We start from the raw sequence: 18628 nt of genomic DNA, 5'->3' as shown, positions 1-18628 counted from the left end.
TTAATCCCCTTTTTTTGTGGTTTCGTTCACAGCATGCGCCGTTTCGCGTTGACTCGCGACCAGCGCGGCCAGCGTGCTGATCGAGCGGAAGTGTTCGCGGGTGCGCTCGTCGTTCGCTGCGAGGGTCAGTTGATATTGTTTGCGCAGCACGATGCCGATCTCGAGCGCGTCGATCGAATCGAGACCGATGCCGTCGGTATCGAACAACGGTGCGTCGTCGTCGATATCGGCCGGGCTCAGGTCTTCGAGATCGAGCGCTTCGATCAGAAGCTGTTTAATTTCCAGTTTTAAAGAATCCATAATCGAACAGGTGCTGAGTAATGTGTGCTTCGATGGCGCTGGTCACGCTGCGCGCCGCGAGTGACGGTGAAGTGTCGTGGTCCGCGAGCTGCTCGACGCCAAGCGGCTCGAGCACGTTCACGCGCATCCGGAAAGCGCGCGCCGGCACGTCGTACCAGCGCATCTGCTTGGTGAATGCTGGCGGATCGCAATCCATCAGCACCGGCACGATCGGCGCGCCGGCCTTCAACGCCATGTGAGCGAAACCGCGTGAAAACGCGTGCAGCCGGTTCGGCGCGGGGCTGCGCGTGCCTTCAGGAAAAATAATCATCGTGTAGCCCGCCGCGAGCTGCCGCGCACCGGCTTCGACGAGCTCCAAGGGGTCGGCATTGCTCACATATTCCGCCGAGCGCACGATTCCCCAGAAACACGGATTACCCCAGTGCGCGTTTTTCACCACGCAACAGGCACGCGGCGTGAGCGACAACAGCACCATCACGTCCAGGTACGTCGGGTGATTGGCAACCACGATCGCCGGCCCGCCGGCACGCAATACCTGCGCGCCCGACACCTCGAGTTCCATCACACCGATGCGACGCAAGACCGTGACCAGCGCGCGGAAGAACCAGTGGATCACTGTCGTCACCGCATGCTGACGCGACGCACGATGTGGCCACAGCCACGCGAGCGGGAACACCAGCACCGAAAAAAGCACACCGCAGATGCCGAACACCACGAAGGCCATGCCGGTGGCGCAGAACCGCCAAAGGTAATCAAGCCGCGCGTTCATGCCACCTCCAGTGCCAGGCGCTGCCGGCGCCTTGCCAGACGGCAGGCCTGCCCGTTTCCAGACAGTGCAGCAGTGCCTGGCTCTGGGTCGCGAAACTTTCGTCCGCGTCCGCCTTGCTTGCCGCGTCTGCGTGGCTGGTCCGCTGCGCGGCCTCGACGGCCTCTGCTGCCAGCGGCTCACCTGCGCCGGACAAGCTGCAGACCAACTGCCCCGCCGACGCTTCGCCGCTCAGCAGGATCGCGATCGCGCCACCCTGCACTTCGTCTTCAATCGTGCCATACGCCGGATCGGCCGGTTCGTCAGCGTACACCAGCAGCACCGGCGAATCGGGCTGCGTTGCGTATTGCGCGTACGCTTCCAGCAGCGCGTAACCAAGCGTCTCAGCACCGGCCGAGATCGCGCTGGCAGCGGAACGGTCACCGCGCGCGATGCCGAACACGCCGGTCATGGCGTTCAACACCGACAGGCTGAAGGCGGTCGGCGAGACCGGTTCGCCCGTGCTGATGGTGCGCAGGATGTCGGTAGTGCGCCGCAATTCGCCATGGCGCGAAGCGAACACGACCCGGACCTCATTTTGCGCCACGCAATCGTGCGCGACCTTCAGGGCGACTTTGGACAGCGTGCTCAGGCGACGTCGCACGATCGGCTCGATAAAGCCGATGTCGGGTGCGGCAGATGCGGCAGCAGGCCAGCTAGACCAGCGAGCGACCGGAATGGTCCAGTACAGATCGGGCATATCGGTGTTCGCGCGTAGAAGCGAGGAGAGGCTAAGGGCGCCTGACGGAATACGCAGCCGTCACAGCGTATGCGCGCCGCGCGGAACGACAATCTCCAGCCGGAGGGCAATCCAATCTTCTTATATAGGGTTCAGCGATTTAACGGCACTCGGCCCCGATTATTTAGGCGCCTTTGCCAATTGGTCTGATGGATTGACTCAGGCTCCCTGTGGTCGCCGGAATCATACTGAATATTCTGGATTAAATCAGCCACAAAAGACGTATCTATCTGTATCCGTATCGCCGGCACGACGAGTGACTGGACGGTGCAAAAATGCAGGCCTGACGGCCCTTACGCAGCTTGGGACCAGGTCGGAAAGCCGCTGCAGGCGGAGCTTCAAGGTCCAACAGAACCCGGTCGCGTCCACAAATAGACACGAATTCTTTCATTTTACTTTCCGGGCGAGTGTTTCGTTTCGGAACACTTCATGGCTTCGGGCCCCATGTACTGACCATGCGGCCCGCATTGTCCAACTCTCACTCGCGGCTCGCCGCGCTTACCGCAACGCCATTTTTGCGGTAAGCGCGGCGCAAGCGGATTTTGGCGGAGGGGGGCCGCCTGTTATACTCCGTCCCGCATTGGGGAGTAGCCGCCCCGCGGCATGTCCGCACCGCTGTCATACGGGTGCGTCGAACGTGCGGTTCGCGGGGGCGCCTGTCAACAGACTTGGCCTTTATGGCCATGGCAGCCGCAGCTTCTGGCCTGGCGAGACCGATGATCCACACGCACCGTAACAGGGCCCGGCGTGTCGTGGGTCGTCGCTCGTTCATATCTCGGCCCGAGGAATCAACACACCGTGGATCACGCTTTCCTCATTTCGACCGGAGCGGTCGCGCTCGCTGAAATCGGCGACAAGACGCAACTGCTCTCGCTCGTTCTCGCTGCCCGCTATCGCAAGCCGGTACCGATCATTCTGGGCGTGCTGACCGCTACGCTCGTCAATCATGCCTGCGCCGGCGCACTAGGCGCCTGGCTCGGCTCGCTGCTCACACCGACTTTCATGCGCTGGGCATTAGCCGCGTCGTTCATTGCGATGGGCCTGTGGATTCTCGTGCCGGACAAACTCGACGACGAAGAAGCCAACACCAGCCGCACGCATTTCGGCGTGTTCGGCGCGACCGTGGTGACCTTCTTCCTCGCGGAAATGGGCGACAAGACGCAGATCGCGACGGTCGCCCTCGCCGCGCGCTTTCACGACTTTTTCGGTGTCGTGGCCGGCACGACGCTCGGCATGATGATCGCCAACGTTCCGGCGATCCTGCTCGGCGACCGCTTCGCCCACCGGCTTCCGACGAAAACGGTACATGCCATCGCTGCAGTCATGTTCGTGATTCTGGGGACGATGGCGCTGTTCGGCGTGGGTGTTTAGTCGGACGCCGAAGGGAGGCTGCCGCGTGGCAATCACGCGGCCCCGCCGCCCCGCGCGGGTTTGGCAAGCAAAACGGCCCGGCAGGAATACCCTGCCGGGCCGTTTTTTGTTGCATCGCAACGTGAGCCGCCCGACGCAACGGCCTGGCGCTTACTGCACGACCTTCGCGCCCGACGCCGTGGCCGGCGCCGCTGCGGATCCGGCGCCCGTCGCAGCGACTTCGTTCGAGATCCCGCCGTTCTTGCCGACGGGAATCTTCACGGTATGGACCGCACCGTTGCCGAGCGGGAAGTCGGCCAGCGCGCTGCGCGCCAGATAGGGCATGGCTCTCACCAGCGACGACTCTTCATCCGAGTTGCGCGCCGTCACGTTATAGACCTCTTTGCCGCCGGCACGCTCGGTGATCCGCACGCCGAGCAGGTGCGTGAAAATCGGGTAGCTCTGGTTCACGTACGCGGTCGGATACGGACCCCATGGACCCCACGGGCCCCACGGATCGAACGACCGGCCCCAGTACGGCGCCGGCCAGGGGTTGTAATACACCGGCTGCGCGACCGTCACCATGTCCGAACGAATCCCGTACGACAGCCCGACCAGATAGCGCGCCTGGGCCAGGTCGACCTGACGGAATGCGTGCGTGGCGAGTTCGTTGCCGACCACGCGCTCGTAGGTGGTGAGTTCGAGATTGTTCTGCTGATCCGCGGCCCGCGTGAAGGCATAGGTACGGGTGGCGTCGTTGCCGCTCCAGTCGGAGAAAGCCGTGACCTGGGTCGTCACGTAGCTCGTACAGCCGGACAGCAATACCGTCAGCGTGGCCAGCAGCAGCGTCGCGCGGCGGGTCCATCGATCGAATTTCATGGTCTACCTCGTGTTGCCTGTTATCGCCAGTCTTGACCGGGTTTGTTTGCGCGCCGCCGTTGCTGCGCGGGGCCCGATAATACGCTGACCAGGCGATTCGGTAAAAAGTTCGAGCCGCACGATCCGCCGAGCCTTTGTACAATGGCTCGACACGCCCGGCTCGCGCGCCACAAGCACGCGTGACGGCTCGAGTCCCATCACTACAGAACGCCATGGCCGATACCGCAACGCCCAATGTGATCCGCCGCGCCGATTACGCGCCGCCCGCCTTCCTCATCGACACCGTCGCTCTCGAGTTCGATCTGGTTCCCGAACGCACCGTCGTGAGGAACACGATGCGGGTGCGCCGCAACCCGGACGCGTCCCACGCGGCGAATCTCGAACTGATGGGCGAACAACTCGAGTTCGTGAGCGCCATGATCGACGGCGCCCCGTTCGCCCACGCGCATGCGCACGAACACGGCCTCACGCTCGACAACGTGCCGGATAACTTCGAGCTTACGCTTACCAGCCTCTGCAATCCGGCGGACAACACCACGCTGTCGGGCCTGTATGTGTCGGGCGGCAACTTCTTCACGCAGTGCGAGGCCGAGGGCTTCCGCCGCATCACTTATTTCCTCGACCGCCCCGACGTGATGGCGACCTACACGGTCACGCTGCGCGCCAGCAAGGCCGACTATCCGGTGCTGCTGTCGAACGGCAATCTGCTCGAAGAAGGTGAGCTGCCGGACGGCCGCCATTTTGCCCGCTGGGAGGATCCGTTCAGGAAGCCGAGCTATCTGTTCGCGCTGGTCGCGGGCAAGCTGGTCGCGCTCGAAGAACGCGTAAAAAGCGGCTCGGGCAAGGAAAAGCTGCTACAGGTGTGGGTCGAACCGCACGATCTGGACAAGACCCGTCACGCCATGGATTCGCTGGTCAACTCGATCCGCTGGGACGAGGCGCGTTTCGGGCTGGAACTGGATCTGGACCGCTTCATGATTGTCGCGGTGAGCGACTTCAACATGGGTGCGATGGAAAACAAGGGGCTCAACATCTTCAACACGAAGTATGTGCTGGCGAACCCCGAAACGGCTACGGACACCGACTTCGCGAACATCGAGGCGGTGGTCGGCCACGAGTACTTCCATAACTGGACCGGCAACCGCGTGACGTGCCGCGACTGGTTCCAGCTGAGCCTGAAAGAAGGCCTGACGGTGTTCCGCGATCAGGAATTTTCAGCCGACATGGCAGGCGGTGCGACGGACGAAGCCGCCCGCGCCACCAAACGCATCGAAGACGTGCGCGTGCTGCGCCAGATGCAATTTGCCGAAGACGCCGGTCCGATGGCGCACCCGGTGCGTCCAGAAAGCTACGTCGAGATCAACAACTTCTACACGATGACGGTCTACGAAAAAGGCTCCGAAGTCGTGCGGATGTATCAGACGCTGTTCGGCCGCGACGGCTTTCGCAAGGGCATGGACCTGTACTTCAAGCGTCATGACGGCCAGGCCGTGACTTGCGACGATTTCCGTCACGCGCTCGCCGATGCGAACGGCCGCGATCTTGCGCAATTCGAGCGCTGGTATAGCCAGGCCGGTACGCCGCGCGTCTCGGTACGCACGAAGTACGACGCCGCGCAGCAGCGCTACAGCGTGACGCTCACGCAAGGGTACGGCGAGGCCGCACCGGCCGCGCGTGAAACGCAAAAGGGTCCATTGCTGATTCCGTTCGCAATCGGTTTGATCGGCAACGACGGCCGCGATCTGCCGCTGCAACTGGAGGGCGAAACCAAGGCTTCGGACGCCACCACGCGCGTGCTGGAATTCACGCAGACCGAACAGACCTTCACGTTCGTCAACGTCGCGCAAGAACCGCTGCCTTCGCTGCTGCGCAACTTCTCGGCGCCGGTGATCGTCGAATACGACTATTCGGCCGACCAGCTCGCGTTCCTGCTCGCGCACGACAGCGATCCGTTCAACCGCTGGGAAGCCGGCCAGCGGCTCGCCACGCGCGAGTTGCTGACGCTCGCAGGGCGCGCCGCCTCCGGCATGTCGTTGCAGCTCGACGATTCGGTGGTCGCCGCGTTCGCCCGCGTGCTGACCGACGAAACGCTCTCGCCCTCGTTCCGCGAACTGGCGTTGATGCTGCCGTCGGAAGCGTATCTGGCCGAGCAGATGGCCGAATCGAATCCGGCTGCCGTGCATGCGGCACGGCAATTCGTACGCAAGCGCCTCGCGAATGCGCTCAGGAAAGACTGGCTCGCCGTGTACGAAAAGCACCGCACGCCGGGCGCCTATGACGCCACGCCGGATGCATCCGGACATCGCGCGTTGAAGAATCTTGCGCTGTCGTATCTTGCGGAAATGGACGATCCGGCTGAAGCCGTGCGTCTCGCGTCCGCGCAGTACGACGTCGCCAACAACATGACCGACCGCTCGGCGGCACTCTCGGCATTGCTCAATGCATCGGCGGCGAACGGCGGCAGCATCGAGGCGCAGCAGGCGCTGGACGACTTCTACCGGCGCTTCGAAAAGGAGCCGCTCGTCATCGACAAGTGGTTCGCCTTGCAGGCCACGCAACGCGGCAGCGCGCAGCGTCCGGTGATCGAGATCGTGCGCAAGCTCATGGCACATCCGGCGTTCAACCTGAAGAACCCGAATCGCGCGCGCTCACTGATTTTCAGCTTCTGCGCAGCGAACCCCGCGCAGTTCCACGCCGAAGACGGCTCGGGCTACGCGTTCTGGGCCGACCAGGTGATCGCGCTCGACGCCATCAATCCGCAAGTGGCCGCCCGCCTCGCCCGTTCGCTGGAACTGTGGCGCCGCTTTACGCCGGCGCTGCGTGACGGCATGCGCGCGGCGCTGGAGAAAGTGGCGTCGCAGGTGAAGTCGCGCGACGTTCGCGAGATTGTGGAGAAAGCGTTGGCGTGATGATCGTCTGAAGCGCTTCCCGCATCGAAAAGCCGGCACGTGTTGCCGGCTTTTTTTCGTCCTGAATTTCGGTATGAGACGACGTGCGGACCTCGACTGGGGACATCAACGTTAGCCATCTGGACGACTGTTCCTATCGACTCGGCAGGGTGAAAGTAAACGCATTCATTTAACGGTTTACGTTTAACGCTACGCGTTATATCATCCCATGATCACGACATTCGGCGACAAGGCCACCGCGGCAATCTTTCAGGGCAAGTTCGTTCATTCGCTGCCGCTTTACATGCAGGCGCTCGCACGCCGCAAGCTGCTGATGATTGATGCCGCTGAATCCATCCGCAGTCTTCACGCACCACCGGGCAACCGGCTCGAAGCCTTGCAAGGCCGGCGCAGCGGGCAATGGAGCATTCGCATCAACGCGCAGTGGCGCATCTGTTTTTATTTTGTCGACGGGGAGGCGCTGAATGTCGAAATTGTCGACTATCACTGATTATTGGGAGACCGGTATGGTCATCAAACGCTCCGATCTGGGCAGCATCGATTTCTCCGACATCGCCACGGGAGAACCCATCCCGGAGATTCATCCGGGGGAGATTCTGCGTAGCGAATTCCTCGAACCGCTTGACATGTCCGTCAATGCGCTCGCCCTTGCGTTACGCGTACCGGCGCCGCGCATCAACGACGTCGTGCGCGGCAAGCGCGCCATCTCGGCTGACACCGCACTACGGCTCGAACGCTACTTTGGCGCGAGCGCGCAGTTCTGGCTGAATCTGCAGATCGCCTACGACCTGCGCGTCGCCACTGCGGCAGCCGGCGAGCAGATCGAACGCGAAATCGAGCCGATGCCCAAGGCGAACCGGCCGAAAATGCCAAAAATCTCAGCTGAGCACGCCCGCGCCGCGGCGCTTGCCACCCGCGTCGCCGACCACGTCACGGCCATCAAGGCTCGCCGCAAGGCCTGAAATTCACCGCTCTCTACCGGACTCGGCAACACGGACACACATCCTTGCATCTCAAAAGCACGGAACCGACACAGCGAGCGGTTAAAATCGAGACATTCCCCAAGCCTTCCCGGAGTAGAGAAATGGCTTTGCAACGTCGTACCACTCTCACGAAGTACCTGATCGAGCAGCAGCGCGAGACCAACAACCTGCCGGCCGACCTGCGCCTTTTGATCGAAGTCGTCGCGCGCGCGTGCAAGGCGATCAGCTACCACGTCAGCAAGGGCGCGCTGGGCGACGCGCTCGGCACGGCGGGCAGCGAGAACGTCCAGGGCGAAGTGCAGAAGAAGCTCGACATCCTGTCGAACGAAATCCTGCTCGAAGCGAATGAATGGGGCGGCAACCTGGCGGGCATGGCGTCCGAGGAAATGGAGCAGTTCTTCCCGATCCCGGCCAACTACCCGAAGGGCGAATACCTGCTGGTGTTCGATCCGCTCGACGGCTCGTCGAACATCGACGTCAACGTGTCGATCGGCACGATTTTCTCGGTGCTGCGCTGCCCGGACGGCCAGCAGCCCACCGAACAGTCGTTCCTGCAACCCGGCACGCAACAGGTCGCGGCGGGTTATGCGGTGTACGGCCCGCAAACCGTGCTGGTGCTGACCACCGGCAACGGCGTGAACTGCTTCACGCTCGACCGTGAACTGGGTTCGTGGGTGCTCACGCAAAGCGATATGCGCATTCCGGTTGAAACGCGTGAATTTGCGATCAACGCGTCGAACGAGCGCCACTGGTACGAGCCGGTCGAGAAATACATCGGCGAGCTGAAGGCAGGCAAGGAAGGTCCGCGTCAGAGCGACTTCAACATGCGCTGGGTCGCGTCGATGGTGGCCGACGTGCACCGTATCCTGAACCGCGGCGGCATCTTCATGTATCCGGCCGACAAGCGCACGCCGGACAAGCCGGGCAAGCTGCGCCTGATGTACGAAGCGAATCCGATGGCGTTCCTCGTGGAGCAGGCAGGCGGCGCCGCGACCAATGGCGAGAAGCGTATTCTCGACATCCAGCCGAAAAGCCTGCACGAGCGTGTGGCGGTATTCCTCGGCTCGAAGAACGAAGTCGACCGCGTCACCCGCTACCATCTCGAAACAAAAAAGTGATCGCAGGGGCTTGCCAAGTTCGTAAAAAAGTCCCTATAATCTCGTTTCTCCTGATGCCGGAATAGCTCAGACGGTAGAGCAGCGCATTCGTAATGCGAAGGTCGGGGGTTCGATTCCTCTTTCCGGCACCACAAGATTCAAGCAAAAAGCCCAGTCATTGCGACTGGGCTTTTTGCTTTGCGCTGCCTATTTTTGCGTTTCTTTCTGCGCGCTTCCCCGGCTCCTGCTTGTCCTTTGCCCCCGCTTTCCGGCATCCGCAGAGACTCGACCCGACCTCCCGGTCAAGACGACTGCCGCAATGACCAACAGCGGCTCCATTCACCCACCAAAATCCAATCGATCGCAACGCGCGGTCATGCCGAGATTGCGAGCGACCACCGCATCTTCAACGATCACGTTCTCGCTCAACTTCGTGCCATACGCCACAACCGCCTCCTGCGGCGCTGACGGAAACCACAAAATCCGGCCGGCGCACTCGATCCCGACCTGGCGTCCTTTCCAGTAGACAGCGTTTTCCATGACGAACTCTCCGAAGGGCGAAGACAGCCATCTTCCGCGCCATACTTAGCGCGTCCGTTATCCACCGCACTCTGCGCCGCGGATAGTTGTTTCAATGATAGGCGGCGGAAACGCGGCAGAAACGCGGCGGCATGATCGTGGCGACTGGCACGCTGACTGAGGTTGAGGTTGCGTGCACCGGCGCAAGCCGTGTGGCGGCCTATCTGACGCTACGCGCGAGCATTACCTGACTCCGCGCTTCTCCCCCAGGAAATCGATCAGTGCACGCAACTTGAACGGCATCTGCGCGCGGCTCGCCGTGTACAGGTAAAAACCCGGAAAGCTCGGGCACCATGCGTCCAGCACACGCACTAACCGGCCGTCTTCGAGTTGTTCATTCACGTAGTCGTCGATCACGTGGAGGAGACCCACGCCCTGCTCCGCCGCCCGCACCATCGTGCGCAGATCGTTGGTTACAAGACTCCCGCGCGTCTCGACTTCGAACACGCGCGACGAATCGTCGGGCGACGCAAACTCCCATCGATAGATACCGCCGCTGGTCGAGAAGCGGTAGCGCAGGCAATCGTGAGCGGCGAGATCGGCCGGCGTCGCCGGCGTTGAATAGCGCTCGAAATAGGCCGGCGATCCGGCTACGACCATGCGGATCTCCCCGCCCAACGGCACCGCCACCATGTCTTGCGCAACCCGTTCGCCGAGCCGGATGCCCGCGTCGAAGCCTTCGCCGACCACGTCGGCGAAACCGTCGTCGAGCGTCAGGTCGAGACGGATCTGCGGATAGCGGCGCGTGAACTCGGCCAGATGCGGCAGCACGAGCAACTCGCTCGCGACCCGAGGCAAGTTGATGCGCAGCGTGCCGGCGGGCTGGTCGCGGGTTTCATCGAGCGCCTCGAAGGCCGCCTCCAGTTCCCCCAGCGCAGGCGCGACGCGCGCGAGAAACTGCGCACCCGCCTCCGTCAGGGCGACACGCCGGGTGGTCCGGTTGAACAGGCGCACATTCAACTGCGTCTCGAGCGCGCGAATGCTTTGCGACAGCGCTGACGCCGTCACGCCGGATTCAGCGGCCGCGCGCGTGAAGCTGCCGTGGCGCGCCACACACGCGAACGCCATCAACGCCGGCAACTGGGCTGAGTCCATCGCAATCTCCATTGTTAAGCCATACTTGAAAATCCTTGCAGACAGACGGTATTTTTCCAAGTAAAAAATCGGCGCACGATAGCGCCATCGATTCAATTCTTCCCGTCTGACCGCTCAAGGAGACTGACATGACCATGGACCGCTACAACCTGCTCGGCCGCTCAGGCCTTCGCGTGAGCCCGATCGCACTCGGCACGATGACCTTCGGCACCGAATGGGGCTGGGGCGCCGACGAACAATCGGCGCAACGTCTGTTCGACCTCTACGTGGATGCCGGCGGCAACTTCATCGATACCGCCGACCTTTATACCGAGGGCACCAGCGAAAGATGGCTCGGCAAATTCGTCGCGGCACGCGGTCTGCGCGACCGTCTCGTGATCGCCACCAAGTACGGCTACAACGCCGAGACCGGCAATCCGAATGCGGGCGGCAACCATCGCAAGAATCTGCTGCGTGCGCTCGACGGCTCGCTCAAGCGTCTAGGCACCGATTACATCGACCTGTACTACCTGCACACATGGGATCGCGTCACGCCGGTGGAAGAAGTGATGCGCGCGATGGACGACGCGGTGCGCGCGGGCAAGATCCGCTACGTCGGCCTGTCGGATACGCCCGCGTGGTTCGCGGGGCGCGCGCAGACGCTTGCCGACTGGCGCGGTTTCGAACCGGTCGCGGCAATGCAGCTCGAATACTCGATGATCGAACGCAACGCTGAAAACGAATTCGCCGATCTCGCCGCCAATCTGGGTATGGGGCTCGTGCCGTGGAGCCCGCTGGGCATGGGGGTGCTGTCGGGCAAATACCGCCCTTCGCAAGGGGGAGCGGCGAGCCCTGTTTCCGGCAACGGGCGGCTGGCGAGCGTGGCCAGCGCGCCGCCGCCCGGGTTCGACAAGCTGACCGAGCGCAACTTTCGCATCGTGGCGGAACTGGAGGTCGTTGCGAATCTCGTGGGGCGGCCGATGGCGCAAGTCGCGTTGAACTGGCTGCATCAGAAGCGCGGCGTCTCGAGCATCATCGTCGGCGCAACCCGGCCGGAGCAGTTGCAGGAGTCGCTCGGCTCGCTCGATTTCACGCTCGCGCCGGAATTGATCGCACGGCTCGACGCCGTCTCGGAACCCGCCCGTCCGTTCCCGTACTACATGTTTGCTGACGGTCATCAGGCACGGATTCACGGACAAGTCCAAGTCGCCGACAAACCCGCGGCCTACTCCGCGCCCGTCAAAATTCCTGCGCCGAACGCGTAAAGATCGTCCACCGCAAGCGCCGCGCCTCGTCCAGAACGCGGCGCTTTTTTATCCGTGAAAAATAATTGGAAAAGTATTCCCGCTCGTCAACGAAGTGGCGCAATCGTTCGTTTACAAACAATTAGGGGGCTGAATGAACGCACTGAACCAATCAGTAATTAACGAACGTTCGGCCTAACGCAGAGAAAATCATTTCAATGCGGCAGTGCACAAAAATCACGGTGATTTGTTCATATCAACACATGTGAACACGCAGTGCTGTGACGCAACAAAGATAATGCTCGGAAGGCTTGCGGGGCAAGGCTGGGAAGGGAACGGCGGAGATATCGGACTGTTTCGGATTGGTAGCGGCGAATTCGACTATGCGCAGCCAACCGATAAATTCTATTCAAACATTCCGCTCCCATGTCGACCTGTACCGTTAAAGCAACACCCAACATGCGAGCCGCATCAGACACTGGTGCAAAACGGGGACTGAGGCAGATAATCGGTTTGTAAAGGAGAAAGATCATGGATGCCAAACCACCGAAGATTCCGACCCCGGATAAAGTTTTTAGTCCGGATCCGGAACCCGCTGGCGTCGAGTTTCTGGGTGCCGAACTGCCTGAGCATGTTCGCGCATTTTTCGACGAACAACGCAAGTCGTGCGACTCGAAGTAATTGTGCAGTGGCGCGATGCAGCATCGGCGTCCGCGCGTCCGGCGCGCGGCGCAAGCTTGCACGCGCCCCTACGATTGTCTTTCGCCGCTTTCGCGGCATGGGTTGTGCCTGCTTGATTGCTGTGCCTGGCTGATGCGGCCCGGCGCTGTGGCAGCGCGCGTCTCTGACGAATGCCTTTGAGCCTTTAGAAATCCCTATCGTTTATTTTCGATCGATCGGTGCACCCGCTCGATGGGCGCATCGTCTATTCTTCAGGCTTTTCTTCTGCGGCCGACCGGTCACTCCCGACTTCCATGAATCGCTCGTATCGCTTTGGAGCGTCATGCGCTCTCGCGTTATTCACCGCGCTTGCGCTCACGCCCGCCCCCGCCGTTGCTGACGGCGACGACACCGCGCTGACCAATCTGATAGCACTGGCTTCGCAGCGTCTCGCGCTCGCGGAACCCGTTGCGCGCTGGAAATGGGCGAACCATCAGCCGATTACAGATACGCCGCGCGAGAACGCGTTACTCGCCGATGTCGAAAAGCGCGCCGTCGCCGCGAACGTCGATCCGGCGTTTGCCCATGCCTTCTTCCAGGATCAGATCGACGCCAGCAAGGACGTGCAAAACGCCCTGTTCGACAACTGGCGTAGCATGCGCCCACCCGAAGGCCCCGCGCCAGACCTCGCCACCAGCACCAGGCCGCAATTGGACCGGCTGACGCAGTCACTCGTGGCCGGGCTAGCGCGCGTGCAACCGCTGCGCACGGCGCAGGATTGTCCGTCGCGCGTGGCGCAGTCGCTTGCTAACTGGAAATCGCTGACGCGCTACGATTCGGCGCATTCGAGCGCGTTGACACGCGCTCTCGGCCACGTGTGCGAAACGGGTGGAGTCGGCGCGACGGGCTAGTTGGTCCATGCGATCCGTGCAGTCGAACCGGAGGCTTCGCCCCCCGTTGCTGCGCAGGCCTGGTGTGAATTGAACGCGGGCGAAACGGCGGGTTCTGCGTAAAAACCGCGTTAAGCCGCACTCGGCACGGCCGCACCGCTTGAGATGCTCAGCGGGATCACCCGCAAGCCGCGCGCAAGATGGCTCTGCAAAAGTCGATAGGTCGACAGTTCGAACGGCCCAGCTGCGCTCGATGCATGCAGCACAGCCGCCTGCGCGAGCGAAGGTGCATGCCCGAGGTAACGCCACCGGTCGACGACATGAAAAGCGCGCGCAACTGACGCTTCTTCACGCTCTTCAAATACGATCGGACCTTCGAATGGCCAGGGCGCATCCACCGGATCGCTCTTCGTGACGCGCGGCACCCGATTATGGCCGGGGCGCAGCGTCGCGATCAGTTGCGCCTCCGCGAGCATGGCGCCTAGCTCACCGCCCGTCGCGCGCCACTCGACGCGCCGCACTTGCTGCGCGAGCCGCACATCCTTCGACGAACGCCGCTCACCCGTCAAATGGGAACGCAGCCGCTGACGCACACGGACGCTTCGCCCGACATACAACGGCAGATCGCCTTCTCCATAGAAGGCATACACACCGCATCCGGCCGGCGCTGTGTCGAGCAGGTCTTCAGTGATGTCGCCGGCAAGCCGGTAGCGCCGGGTGGTGCGTTCGATCTGCGCCTGCAACACCTCCAGCGGCACGAGACCGCCATACAGGCGCTGCCAGAACTGCCAGATCAGATCGGCGTCCGCTAGCGCGCGGTGACGATCGGACGGGACAAGACCATGACGTTCCACCAGCGCATCGAGCCCGTGGCGCTTTTCCGCCGGAAACAATGCGCGCGACAGGCGCACCGTGCAGAGTACATCTGGATCGAACGCGAACCCGGCCCGGCGAAACTCGCCGCGCAGAAAGCCGCGATCGAAACTGGCGTTGTGCGCCACGAAAAGTTTTCCGTTCAGGCGTTCGAACAAGGCCGGGGCAATGGCATCGAACGTCGGCGCGCCCCGCACCATCGCGTTCGTGATGCCGGTGAGCTGCTGAATGAATGACGGAATCGGTTGCTGAGGGTCGACCAGGCTGCTCCAGCGCGACACGCCGGCCGGCCCTATTTCAACCACGCCGACTTCGGTGATGCGATGCTCGCTGGTCGAGCCGCCGGTGGTTTCAAGGTCGACGAAGACGATCGGCACATCCAGGGCCGCTTCTGGCAAAAACTGTTCAGACATGGAAAGGAATACTTTGGACGCGTGGCTTTGCGGCAAGTATGCACCAGTTAGCCGTCGCGCACCCAGCCAGCTTTGCTTTGCCTTTGGCGCCATGCGGCGCACAGACCGCATTTCTGCGCGATCCACGAACCATCCATAAGGCCGCGAATTATTATATTTTTATTACACCGGCCTTAAATTCAAAAAATATCTTTTGACATTCCACCGTCTTCCTATATTTAATCCGAACCAGATAGTTAATAGCATCAACTACACCGATAATAACGAACGGCAATAAAAAAAGCCTTCGATCTCACGAAGGCTTTTTGGCGATCAGACTGCCCGGCGACATGCGCGGAGCAGCATAGTACGGCTTACAGCGGCTGGATATTCGCCGCTTGCTTGCCCTTCGGGCCAGTCTTGACTTCGAAGGACACGCGCTGGCTTTCCTTCAACGACTTGAAACCTTCCGAGCGGATCTCCGAAAAGTGCGCGAACAGGTCTTCGCCACCCGAATCCGATGTAATGAAGCCAAAGCCCTTAGCATCGTTGAACCATTTGACGATACCAGTTTCCATGTTCCAGTTTTCCTCGATGATTTATCAAAATCGGGCATTGCCCTCAAGCTGAATTTCACGACCGTTTCATCTGCGATCGAGCATTGCCGTTATACGGGGAACGATGAATCAACGTCAAGCGAATTTTCATATGCTCTTAGCACACTGCGCGATAACTCGATGCACAATGAATCGAAAACCACGGCAGCCTATTCGGTAACAACAGAATAATGCCTCACGTCAATATTACCCACGCAATGCCAGGCACAATATAAATCGGGAAAAACTTCTGCATACCGGCGAGAGCATGTAACAAAACATGTTTTTAGTAAGTGTTTGTCCGAGTTGTTGCGCTGCACTCATGGCAGCATGATGGAAATCAGTAGTGAGAAGTAATGCGCGTCAGGAGATTGCCATGCTGTTCAATGAATTTCGCCGCCTCATCACCTGGCTTACCCAAGCGCACACAAAGACGATTCCCGCTCAATCCGATCCGACCCCTGCGTTACCTTCGGCCTTCGAATTCGATCCTATGTGGCACGGGGATCATTGGCAAAACCTGCTGTCGTCCCCCATGGACGCGCGCCGCTATGTCATGGAAGACTGGAGCATCCCGGTGGCGGCCGACTGGAGCGATGTGGACGGCGCCGCGCCGGCGCACTGACCGACGTTCGCAAATCGGTAACCGGAAGGCAAAAAAAAAGCGCGACTGGGAAGTCGCGCCGACAAAGGTTTGGAGATCTTTTTCGTCAACGAAAAAGTCTGCTTCGGAAAGCAGAAGTTCCAGTATAACGGCTTTGGCGATATCGATTATTCGCATAATCAACAACCATCTATTGCTATAGCGACAACAATCTCTGTTTACGGTTTATCGCGTTGTTTTTTTGCATCGATTACTGTCGCAAATGAGCAACGCGACTCGGTTGATTCGCTTTCCACTCCCCGCCAATAACGCCGCAAGCCTTTACCAGCAAGGCTTAAGTGGCATTCGCCTATCGTTTCACATCTAGTAATTCTTTATTGCGAAAATCGGAACGTCCGCTTTGCGAGTGTCTCTCTACACTCTGCCTAACTGGAAACCAGCGCGGCTCCCATACAGCGCGCCTCTCACGCGGATTTCGCCTCTCGCAGCGCCCGTGTGAAGGTCTCCTTAAGCCTGGGTTCAAAACCCACTCTCGCTCTCGGAGTTACAAGATGAAAAAGACTCTCATGGTCGCGGCCCTCACGGGCGTTTTTGCAACGGCAGCACACGCCCAGAGCAGCGTCACGCTGTATGGCCTGATCGACGCCGGCATCACCTATACGAATAACCAGCACGGCCACAGCAACTGGCAAGAAACGAGCGGTTCGATCAACGGCAGCCGTTGGGGCCTGCGCGGCGCTGAAGATCTGGGCGGCGGTCTCAAGGCTATCTTCACGTTGGAAAACGGCTTCAGCATCGCTAACGGCACCCTGGGGCAACATGGCCGCGAATTCGGCCGTCAGGCATTCGTGGGCCTGGCAAGTGACCAGTACGGCGCCGTGACCCTCGGCCGTCAATACGACAGCATGGTGGATTTCGTCGGCCCGCTGTCCCTGACCGGCACGCAATACGGCGGCACGCAGTTCGCCCATCCGTTCGACAACGACAACCTGAACAACTCGTTCCGCGTCAACAACTCGGTCAAGTACACCAGCGCAAACTACGGCGGCTTCAAGGGCGGCGCTATGTACGGCTTCTCCAACCAGGCTGGCGGATTTGCGAACAACCGCGCATACAGCGTTGGCGGATCGTATAACTGGGGCGGCCTGAACGTCGCAGCCGCGTTCATGCAGTTGAACGGCAGCGGCACGGCGAATACCGGCGGCGCGGTGTCGGACGACTTCACGTTCGCAGCAAAGCGTCAGCAAACCTGGGGCGCAGGCGCGAACTACACGTTCGGCCCGGCTACGGCCGGCATCCTCTACACGCAGACCAACCTGTCGGGTCTGACAGGCCTCAGCGCAGCCGCATCGGGCTTCTCCAATGGCGTCACTCTGCCGAGCAACAGCGCTCACTTCCAGAACTTCGAAGTGAACGGCCGATACGCCTTCACGCCGGCACTGAGCCTGGCAGGCTCGTACACCTACACGCACGCGAGCCTGAATGGCGTGCGTCCGAACTACAACCAGTTCAACCTGCAAACGGACTACGCGCTGTCGAAGCGCACCGACGTGTATCTGCAGGGCGTGTACCAGCGCGTCAACGAAGGTTCGGGCCTGGTTGCGAACATCAATGGCCTGGGCGCGGCGTCGTCGTCGAACAGCCAGGTCGCTGTGACGGCAGGTCTGCGTCACCGCTTCTAAAGCAGCTGGCAACATCAGCAGCATCGAAGGCGCCGTTCGCGGCGCCTTTTTTATGCCCTATCGAAAACACGCCATGTAAGCGAGAACGGGGTCGGCACGCTGTTGGGCACCGAATGGGCGCGAATCGCCGGCGATTGCTTCGAAACAGTCTGAACCCGGCGCCCCCCACCTCATTCGACACACCGAGACATCGGCCTAGCCACCGGCATCGCGCGGCGGATACTTGACGTCCAGTATGTCGATCGGCTGCGGGCCAGCCGGGGTGTACAACGTCACCGTATCGCCGATTTTCGCCTTGAGCAAAGCGCGCGCGATCGGCGAAATCCAGCTCACGTGGCCGACATCCAGATCGACCTCGTCGACGCCGACAATCGTCAGGGTGTGCGCCTCGCCGTCTTCCGTTGCGTATTCGACGGTTGCACCGAAGAAAACCTGATCGACGTTTTCCTGTTTGCTGCTGTCGACCACTTCGGCGATGTCGAGGCGCTTGGTCAGAAAGCGGATCCGCCGATCGATTTCTCGCAGACGGCGTTTGCCATAGATGTAATCGCCGTTTTCCGAGCGGTCGCCGTTCGAGGCAGCCCACGACACCAGCCTGACCACCTCCGGCCGCTCGACATCGATCAGATGCAGCAGTTCGTCGCGCATACGCCGGTGACCGGCGGGCGTGATGTAGTTTTTCGTACCCGGTGGGATTTCGGGCTGGGCGACGTCGAGATCGTCGTCATTCTCTTCACTCGACTCTTTGACAAAGGCCTTGTTCATGATGGTCCTGATGGTCCGACAACTGCAGCAATCGACTGCCTATCAAGGGTACACGATCACGGCAATGAGACAAATCGCAGTTACATGCTTCCCTTTTTGAAAACCTTTGCTATAATCTCGTTTCTGCGTGCGGCTGTAGCTCAGTTGGATAGAGTACTTGGCTACGAACCAAGGGGTCGTGGGTTCGAATCCTGCCAGCCGCACCAC

19 protein-coding genes, 2 tRNA genes and 1 riboswitch are annotated in these 18628 nt (G+C 60.9%); of the genes, 12 read left to right on the top strand and 9 right to left on the bottom strand.

The genetic code is table 11. The features are described from left to right. From KHO23_RS22910 to KHO23_RS22900, 3 genes are read right to left on the bottom strand one after another with little or no spacing between them, the layout of a single operon-like run. On the bottom strand, positions 1 to 300 hold the full coding sequence (locus KHO23_RS22910) for a phosphopantetheine-binding protein (protein ID WP_211613514.1): 300 nt from the start codon (positions 298 to 300) through the stop codon (positions 1 to 3). Further along, on the bottom strand, positions 275 to 1069 hold the full coding sequence (locus KHO23_RS22905) for a 1-acyl-sn-glycerol-3-phosphate acyltransferase (RefSeq protein WP_211613513.1): 795 nt from the start codon (positions 1067 to 1069) through the stop codon (positions 275 to 277). Before KHO23_RS22905 ends, KHO23_RS22910 begins: the two co-directional genes overlap by 26 nt. Continuing rightward, entirely contained in the window at positions 1053 to 1805 is a 753-nt protein-coding gene (locus KHO23_RS22900; protein ID WP_211613512.1) for a beta-ketoacyl synthase chain length factor, read from the bottom strand. The genes KHO23_RS22905 and KHO23_RS22900 overlap by 17 nt, the downstream gene beginning before the upstream one ends. Before the next feature lie 609 nt (positions 1806 to 2414). Further along, a riboswitch (yybP-ykoY riboswitch) is annotated at positions 2415 to 2632 on the top strand. Between the two features lie 10 nt (positions 2633 to 2642). Between KHO23_RS22900 and KHO23_RS22895 the strand changes: the two genes are divergently transcribed. Then, positions 2643 to 3215: a TMEM165/GDT1 family protein gene (locus tag KHO23_RS22895; protein WP_211613511.1), complete on the top strand. Its 573-nt coding sequence runs from the start codon at positions 2643 to 2645 to the stop codon at positions 3213 to 3215. Positions 3216 to 3365: 150 nt separating this feature from the next. Here KHO23_RS22895 and KHO23_RS22890 read toward each other — a convergent pair whose 3' ends face one another. Further along, positions 3366 to 4073 carry a DUF4136 domain-containing protein gene (locus tag KHO23_RS22890; protein ID WP_211613510.1) on the bottom strand — a complete coding sequence of 236 codons (708 nt, stop codon included), beginning with the start codon at positions 4071 to 4073 and terminating at the stop codon, positions 3366 to 3368. A gap of 212 nt (positions 4074 to 4285) precedes the next feature. Here KHO23_RS22890 and pepN point away from each other — a divergent pair, with 212 nt between their 5' ends. The 5 genes from pepN to KHO23_RS22865 all read left to right on the top strand — a co-directional run bounded on the left by pepN (position 4286) and on the right by KHO23_RS22865 (position 9214). Next, positions 4286 to 6982, top strand: coding sequence for an aminopeptidase N (gene pepN / locus KHO23_RS22885; protein WP_211613509.1), 2697 nt, complete (start codon positions 4286 to 4288; stop codon positions 6980 to 6982). Between the two features lie 208 nt (positions 6983 to 7190). Continuing rightward, a complete protein-coding gene (locus tag KHO23_RS22880; RefSeq protein WP_211613508.1) occupies positions 7191 to 7472 on the top strand; it encodes a type II toxin-antitoxin system RelE/ParE family toxin in 282 nt (93 codons plus the stop codon). Positions 7473 to 7488: 16 nt separating this feature from the next. After that, complete coding sequence (locus KHO23_RS22875; protein WP_211613507.1) at positions 7489 to 7944, top strand: HigA family addiction module antitoxin; 456 nt, start codon at positions 7489 to 7491, stop codon at positions 7942 to 7944. A 122-nt stretch (positions 7945 to 8066) separates the two neighbouring features. Further along, complete coding sequence (locus KHO23_RS22870) at positions 8067 to 9083, top strand: class 1 fructose-bisphosphatase (protein ID WP_211613506.1); 1017 nt, start codon at positions 8067 to 8069, stop codon at positions 9081 to 9083. 55 nt (positions 9084 to 9138) lie between these two features. After that, a tRNA-Thr gene (locus KHO23_RS22865) sits at positions 9139 to 9214 on the top strand. Between the two features lie 187 nt (positions 9215 to 9401). On the opposite strand, the gene KHO23_RS22860 is transcribed toward KHO23_RS22865, so the two are convergent. Together KHO23_RS22860 and KHO23_RS22855 are read right to left on the bottom strand one after the other, a co-directional pair. Next, on the bottom strand, positions 9402 to 9602 hold the full coding sequence (locus KHO23_RS22860) for a hypothetical protein (protein ID WP_211613505.1): 201 nt from the start codon (positions 9600 to 9602) through the stop codon (positions 9402 to 9404). A 222-nt stretch (positions 9603 to 9824) separates the two neighbouring features. Continuing rightward, positions 9825 to 10736 carry a LysR family transcriptional regulator gene (locus tag KHO23_RS22855; protein ID WP_211613504.1) on the bottom strand — a complete coding sequence of 304 codons (912 nt, stop codon included), beginning with the start codon at positions 10734 to 10736 and terminating at the stop codon, positions 9825 to 9827. Between the two features lie 128 nt (positions 10737 to 10864). Here KHO23_RS22855 and KHO23_RS22850 point away from each other — a divergent pair, with 128 nt between their 5' ends. The 3 genes from KHO23_RS22850 (at position 10865) to KHO23_RS22840 (ending at position 13530) form a co-directional block, all read left to right on the top strand. Continuing rightward, positions 10865 to 11980, top strand: coding sequence for an aldo/keto reductase (locus KHO23_RS22850; RefSeq protein WP_211613503.1), 1116 nt, complete (start codon positions 10865 to 10867; stop codon positions 11978 to 11980). Positions 11981 to 12490: 510 nt separating this feature from the next. Beyond that, positions 12491 to 12640, top strand: coding sequence for a hypothetical protein (locus KHO23_RS22845; protein WP_028200145.1), 150 nt, complete (start codon positions 12491 to 12493; stop codon positions 12638 to 12640). A 293-nt stretch (positions 12641 to 12933) separates the two neighbouring features. Then, entirely contained in the window at positions 12934 to 13530 is a 597-nt protein-coding gene (locus KHO23_RS22840; protein WP_211613502.1) for a chorismate mutase, read from the top strand. 110 nt (positions 13531 to 13640) lie between these two features. Here the strand turns inward: KHO23_RS22840 and KHO23_RS22835 are convergent, their stop codons facing one another. Continuing rightward, a complete protein-coding gene (locus KHO23_RS22835; protein WP_211613501.1) occupies positions 13641 to 14795 on the bottom strand; it encodes an exonuclease domain-containing protein in 1155 nt (384 codons plus the stop codon). 353 nt (positions 14796 to 15148) lie between these two features. After that, positions 15149 to 15352, bottom strand: a complete 204-nt coding sequence (locus KHO23_RS22830) for a cold-shock protein (RefSeq protein WP_172165256.1) — start codon at positions 15350 to 15352, stop codon at positions 15149 to 15151. A gap of 394 nt (positions 15353 to 15746) precedes the next feature. Here KHO23_RS22830 and KHO23_RS22825 point away from each other — a divergent pair, with 394 nt between their 5' ends. Next, positions 15747 to 15995, top strand: coding sequence for a hypothetical protein (locus KHO23_RS22825; RefSeq protein ID WP_211613500.1), 249 nt, complete (start codon positions 15747 to 15749; stop codon positions 15993 to 15995). Between the two features lie 530 nt (positions 15996 to 16525). Then, positions 16526 to 17656, top strand: a complete 1131-nt coding sequence (locus KHO23_RS22820; protein WP_211613499.1) for a porin — start codon at positions 16526 to 16528, stop codon at positions 17654 to 17656. Between the two features lie 195 nt (positions 17657 to 17851). Here the strand turns inward: KHO23_RS22820 and greB are convergent, their stop codons facing one another. Beyond that, the gene (gene greB / locus KHO23_RS22815) at positions 17852 to 18421 is read right to left on the bottom strand and encodes a transcription elongation factor GreB (RefSeq protein ID WP_211613498.1); all 570 of its coding nucleotides are present in this window, start codon (positions 18419 to 18421) and stop codon (positions 17852 to 17854) included. 129 nt (positions 18422 to 18550) lie between these two features. On the opposite strand from greB, the gene KHO23_RS22810 reads away from it, so the two are divergent. Next, positions 18551 to 18627: transfer RNA gene (locus KHO23_RS22810), tRNA-Arg, on the top strand. Position 18628: the final 1 nt, after the last annotated feature.

Source organism: Paraburkholderia haematera (assembly GCF_905220975.1).
Classification (GTDB): Bacteria; Pseudomonadota; Gammaproteobacteria; order Burkholderiales; family Burkholderiaceae; genus Paraburkholderia; species Paraburkholderia haematera.
Note: the sequence above shows the minus strand (reverse complement) of the source record. Positions and strands in the feature narration are given on the sequence as shown.

Coding starts and splice junctions, on each gene's coding strand:
- KHO23_RS22835 (WP_211613501.1), bottom strand. CDS start 14,795: ATGTCTGAACAGTTTTTGCCAGAAGCGGCCCTGGATGTGCCGATCGTC.
- KHO23_RS22905 (WP_211613513.1), bottom strand. CDS start 1,069: ATGAACGCGCGGCTTGATTACCTTTGGCGGTTCTGCGCCACCGGCATG.
- KHO23_RS22880 (WP_211613508.1), top strand. CDS start 7,191: ATGATCACGACATTCGGCGACAAGGCCACCGCGGCAATCTTTCAGGGC.
- KHO23_RS22860 (WP_211613505.1), bottom strand. CDS start 9,602: ATGGAAAACGCTGTCTACTGGAAAGGACGCCAGGTCGGGATCGAGTGC.
- KHO23_RS22870 (WP_211613506.1), top strand. CDS start 8,067: ATGGCTTTGCAACGTCGTACCACTCTCACGAAGTACCTGATCGAGCAG.
- KHO23_RS22840 (WP_211613502.1), top strand. CDS start 12,934: ATGAATCGCTCGTATCGCTTTGGAGCGTCATGCGCTCTCGCGTTATTC.
- pepN (WP_211613509.1), top strand. CDS start 4,286: ATGGCCGATACCGCAACGCCCAATGTGATCCGCCGCGCCGATTACGCG.
- KHO23_RS22890 (WP_211613510.1), bottom strand. CDS start 4,073: ATGAAATTCGATCGATGGACCCGCCGCGCGACGCTGCTGCTGGCCACG.
- KHO23_RS22855 (WP_211613504.1), bottom strand. CDS start 10,736: ATGGACTCAGCCCAGTTGCCGGCGTTGATGGCGTTCGCGTGTGTGGCG.
- KHO23_RS22875 (WP_211613507.1), top strand. CDS start 7,489: ATGGTCATCAAACGCTCCGATCTGGGCAGCATCGATTTCTCCGACATC.
- KHO23_RS22825 (WP_211613500.1), top strand. CDS start 15,747: ATGCTGTTCAATGAATTTCGCCGCCTCATCACCTGGCTTACCCAAGCG.
- KHO23_RS22850 (WP_211613503.1), top strand. CDS start 10,865: ATGACCATGGACCGCTACAACCTGCTCGGCCGCTCAGGCCTTCGCGTG.
- KHO23_RS22900 (WP_211613512.1), bottom strand. CDS start 1,805: ATGCCCGATCTGTACTGGACCATTCCGGTCGCTCGCTGGTCTAGCTGG.
- KHO23_RS22910 (WP_211613514.1), bottom strand. CDS start 300: ATGGATTCTTTAAAACTGGAAATTAAACAGCTTCTGATCGAAGCGCTC.
- KHO23_RS22830 (WP_172165256.1), bottom strand. CDS start 15,352: ATGGAAACTGGTATCGTCAAATGGTTCAACGATGCTAAGGGCTTTGGC.
- KHO23_RS22845 (WP_028200145.1), top strand. CDS start 12,491: ATGGATGCCAAACCACCGAAGATTCCGACCCCGGATAAAGTTTTTAGT.
- KHO23_RS22820 (WP_211613499.1), top strand. CDS start 16,526: ATGAAAAAGACTCTCATGGTCGCGGCCCTCACGGGCGTTTTTGCAACG.
- greB (WP_211613498.1), bottom strand. CDS start 18,421: ATGAACAAGGCCTTTGTCAAAGAGTCGAGTGAAGAGAATGACGACGAT.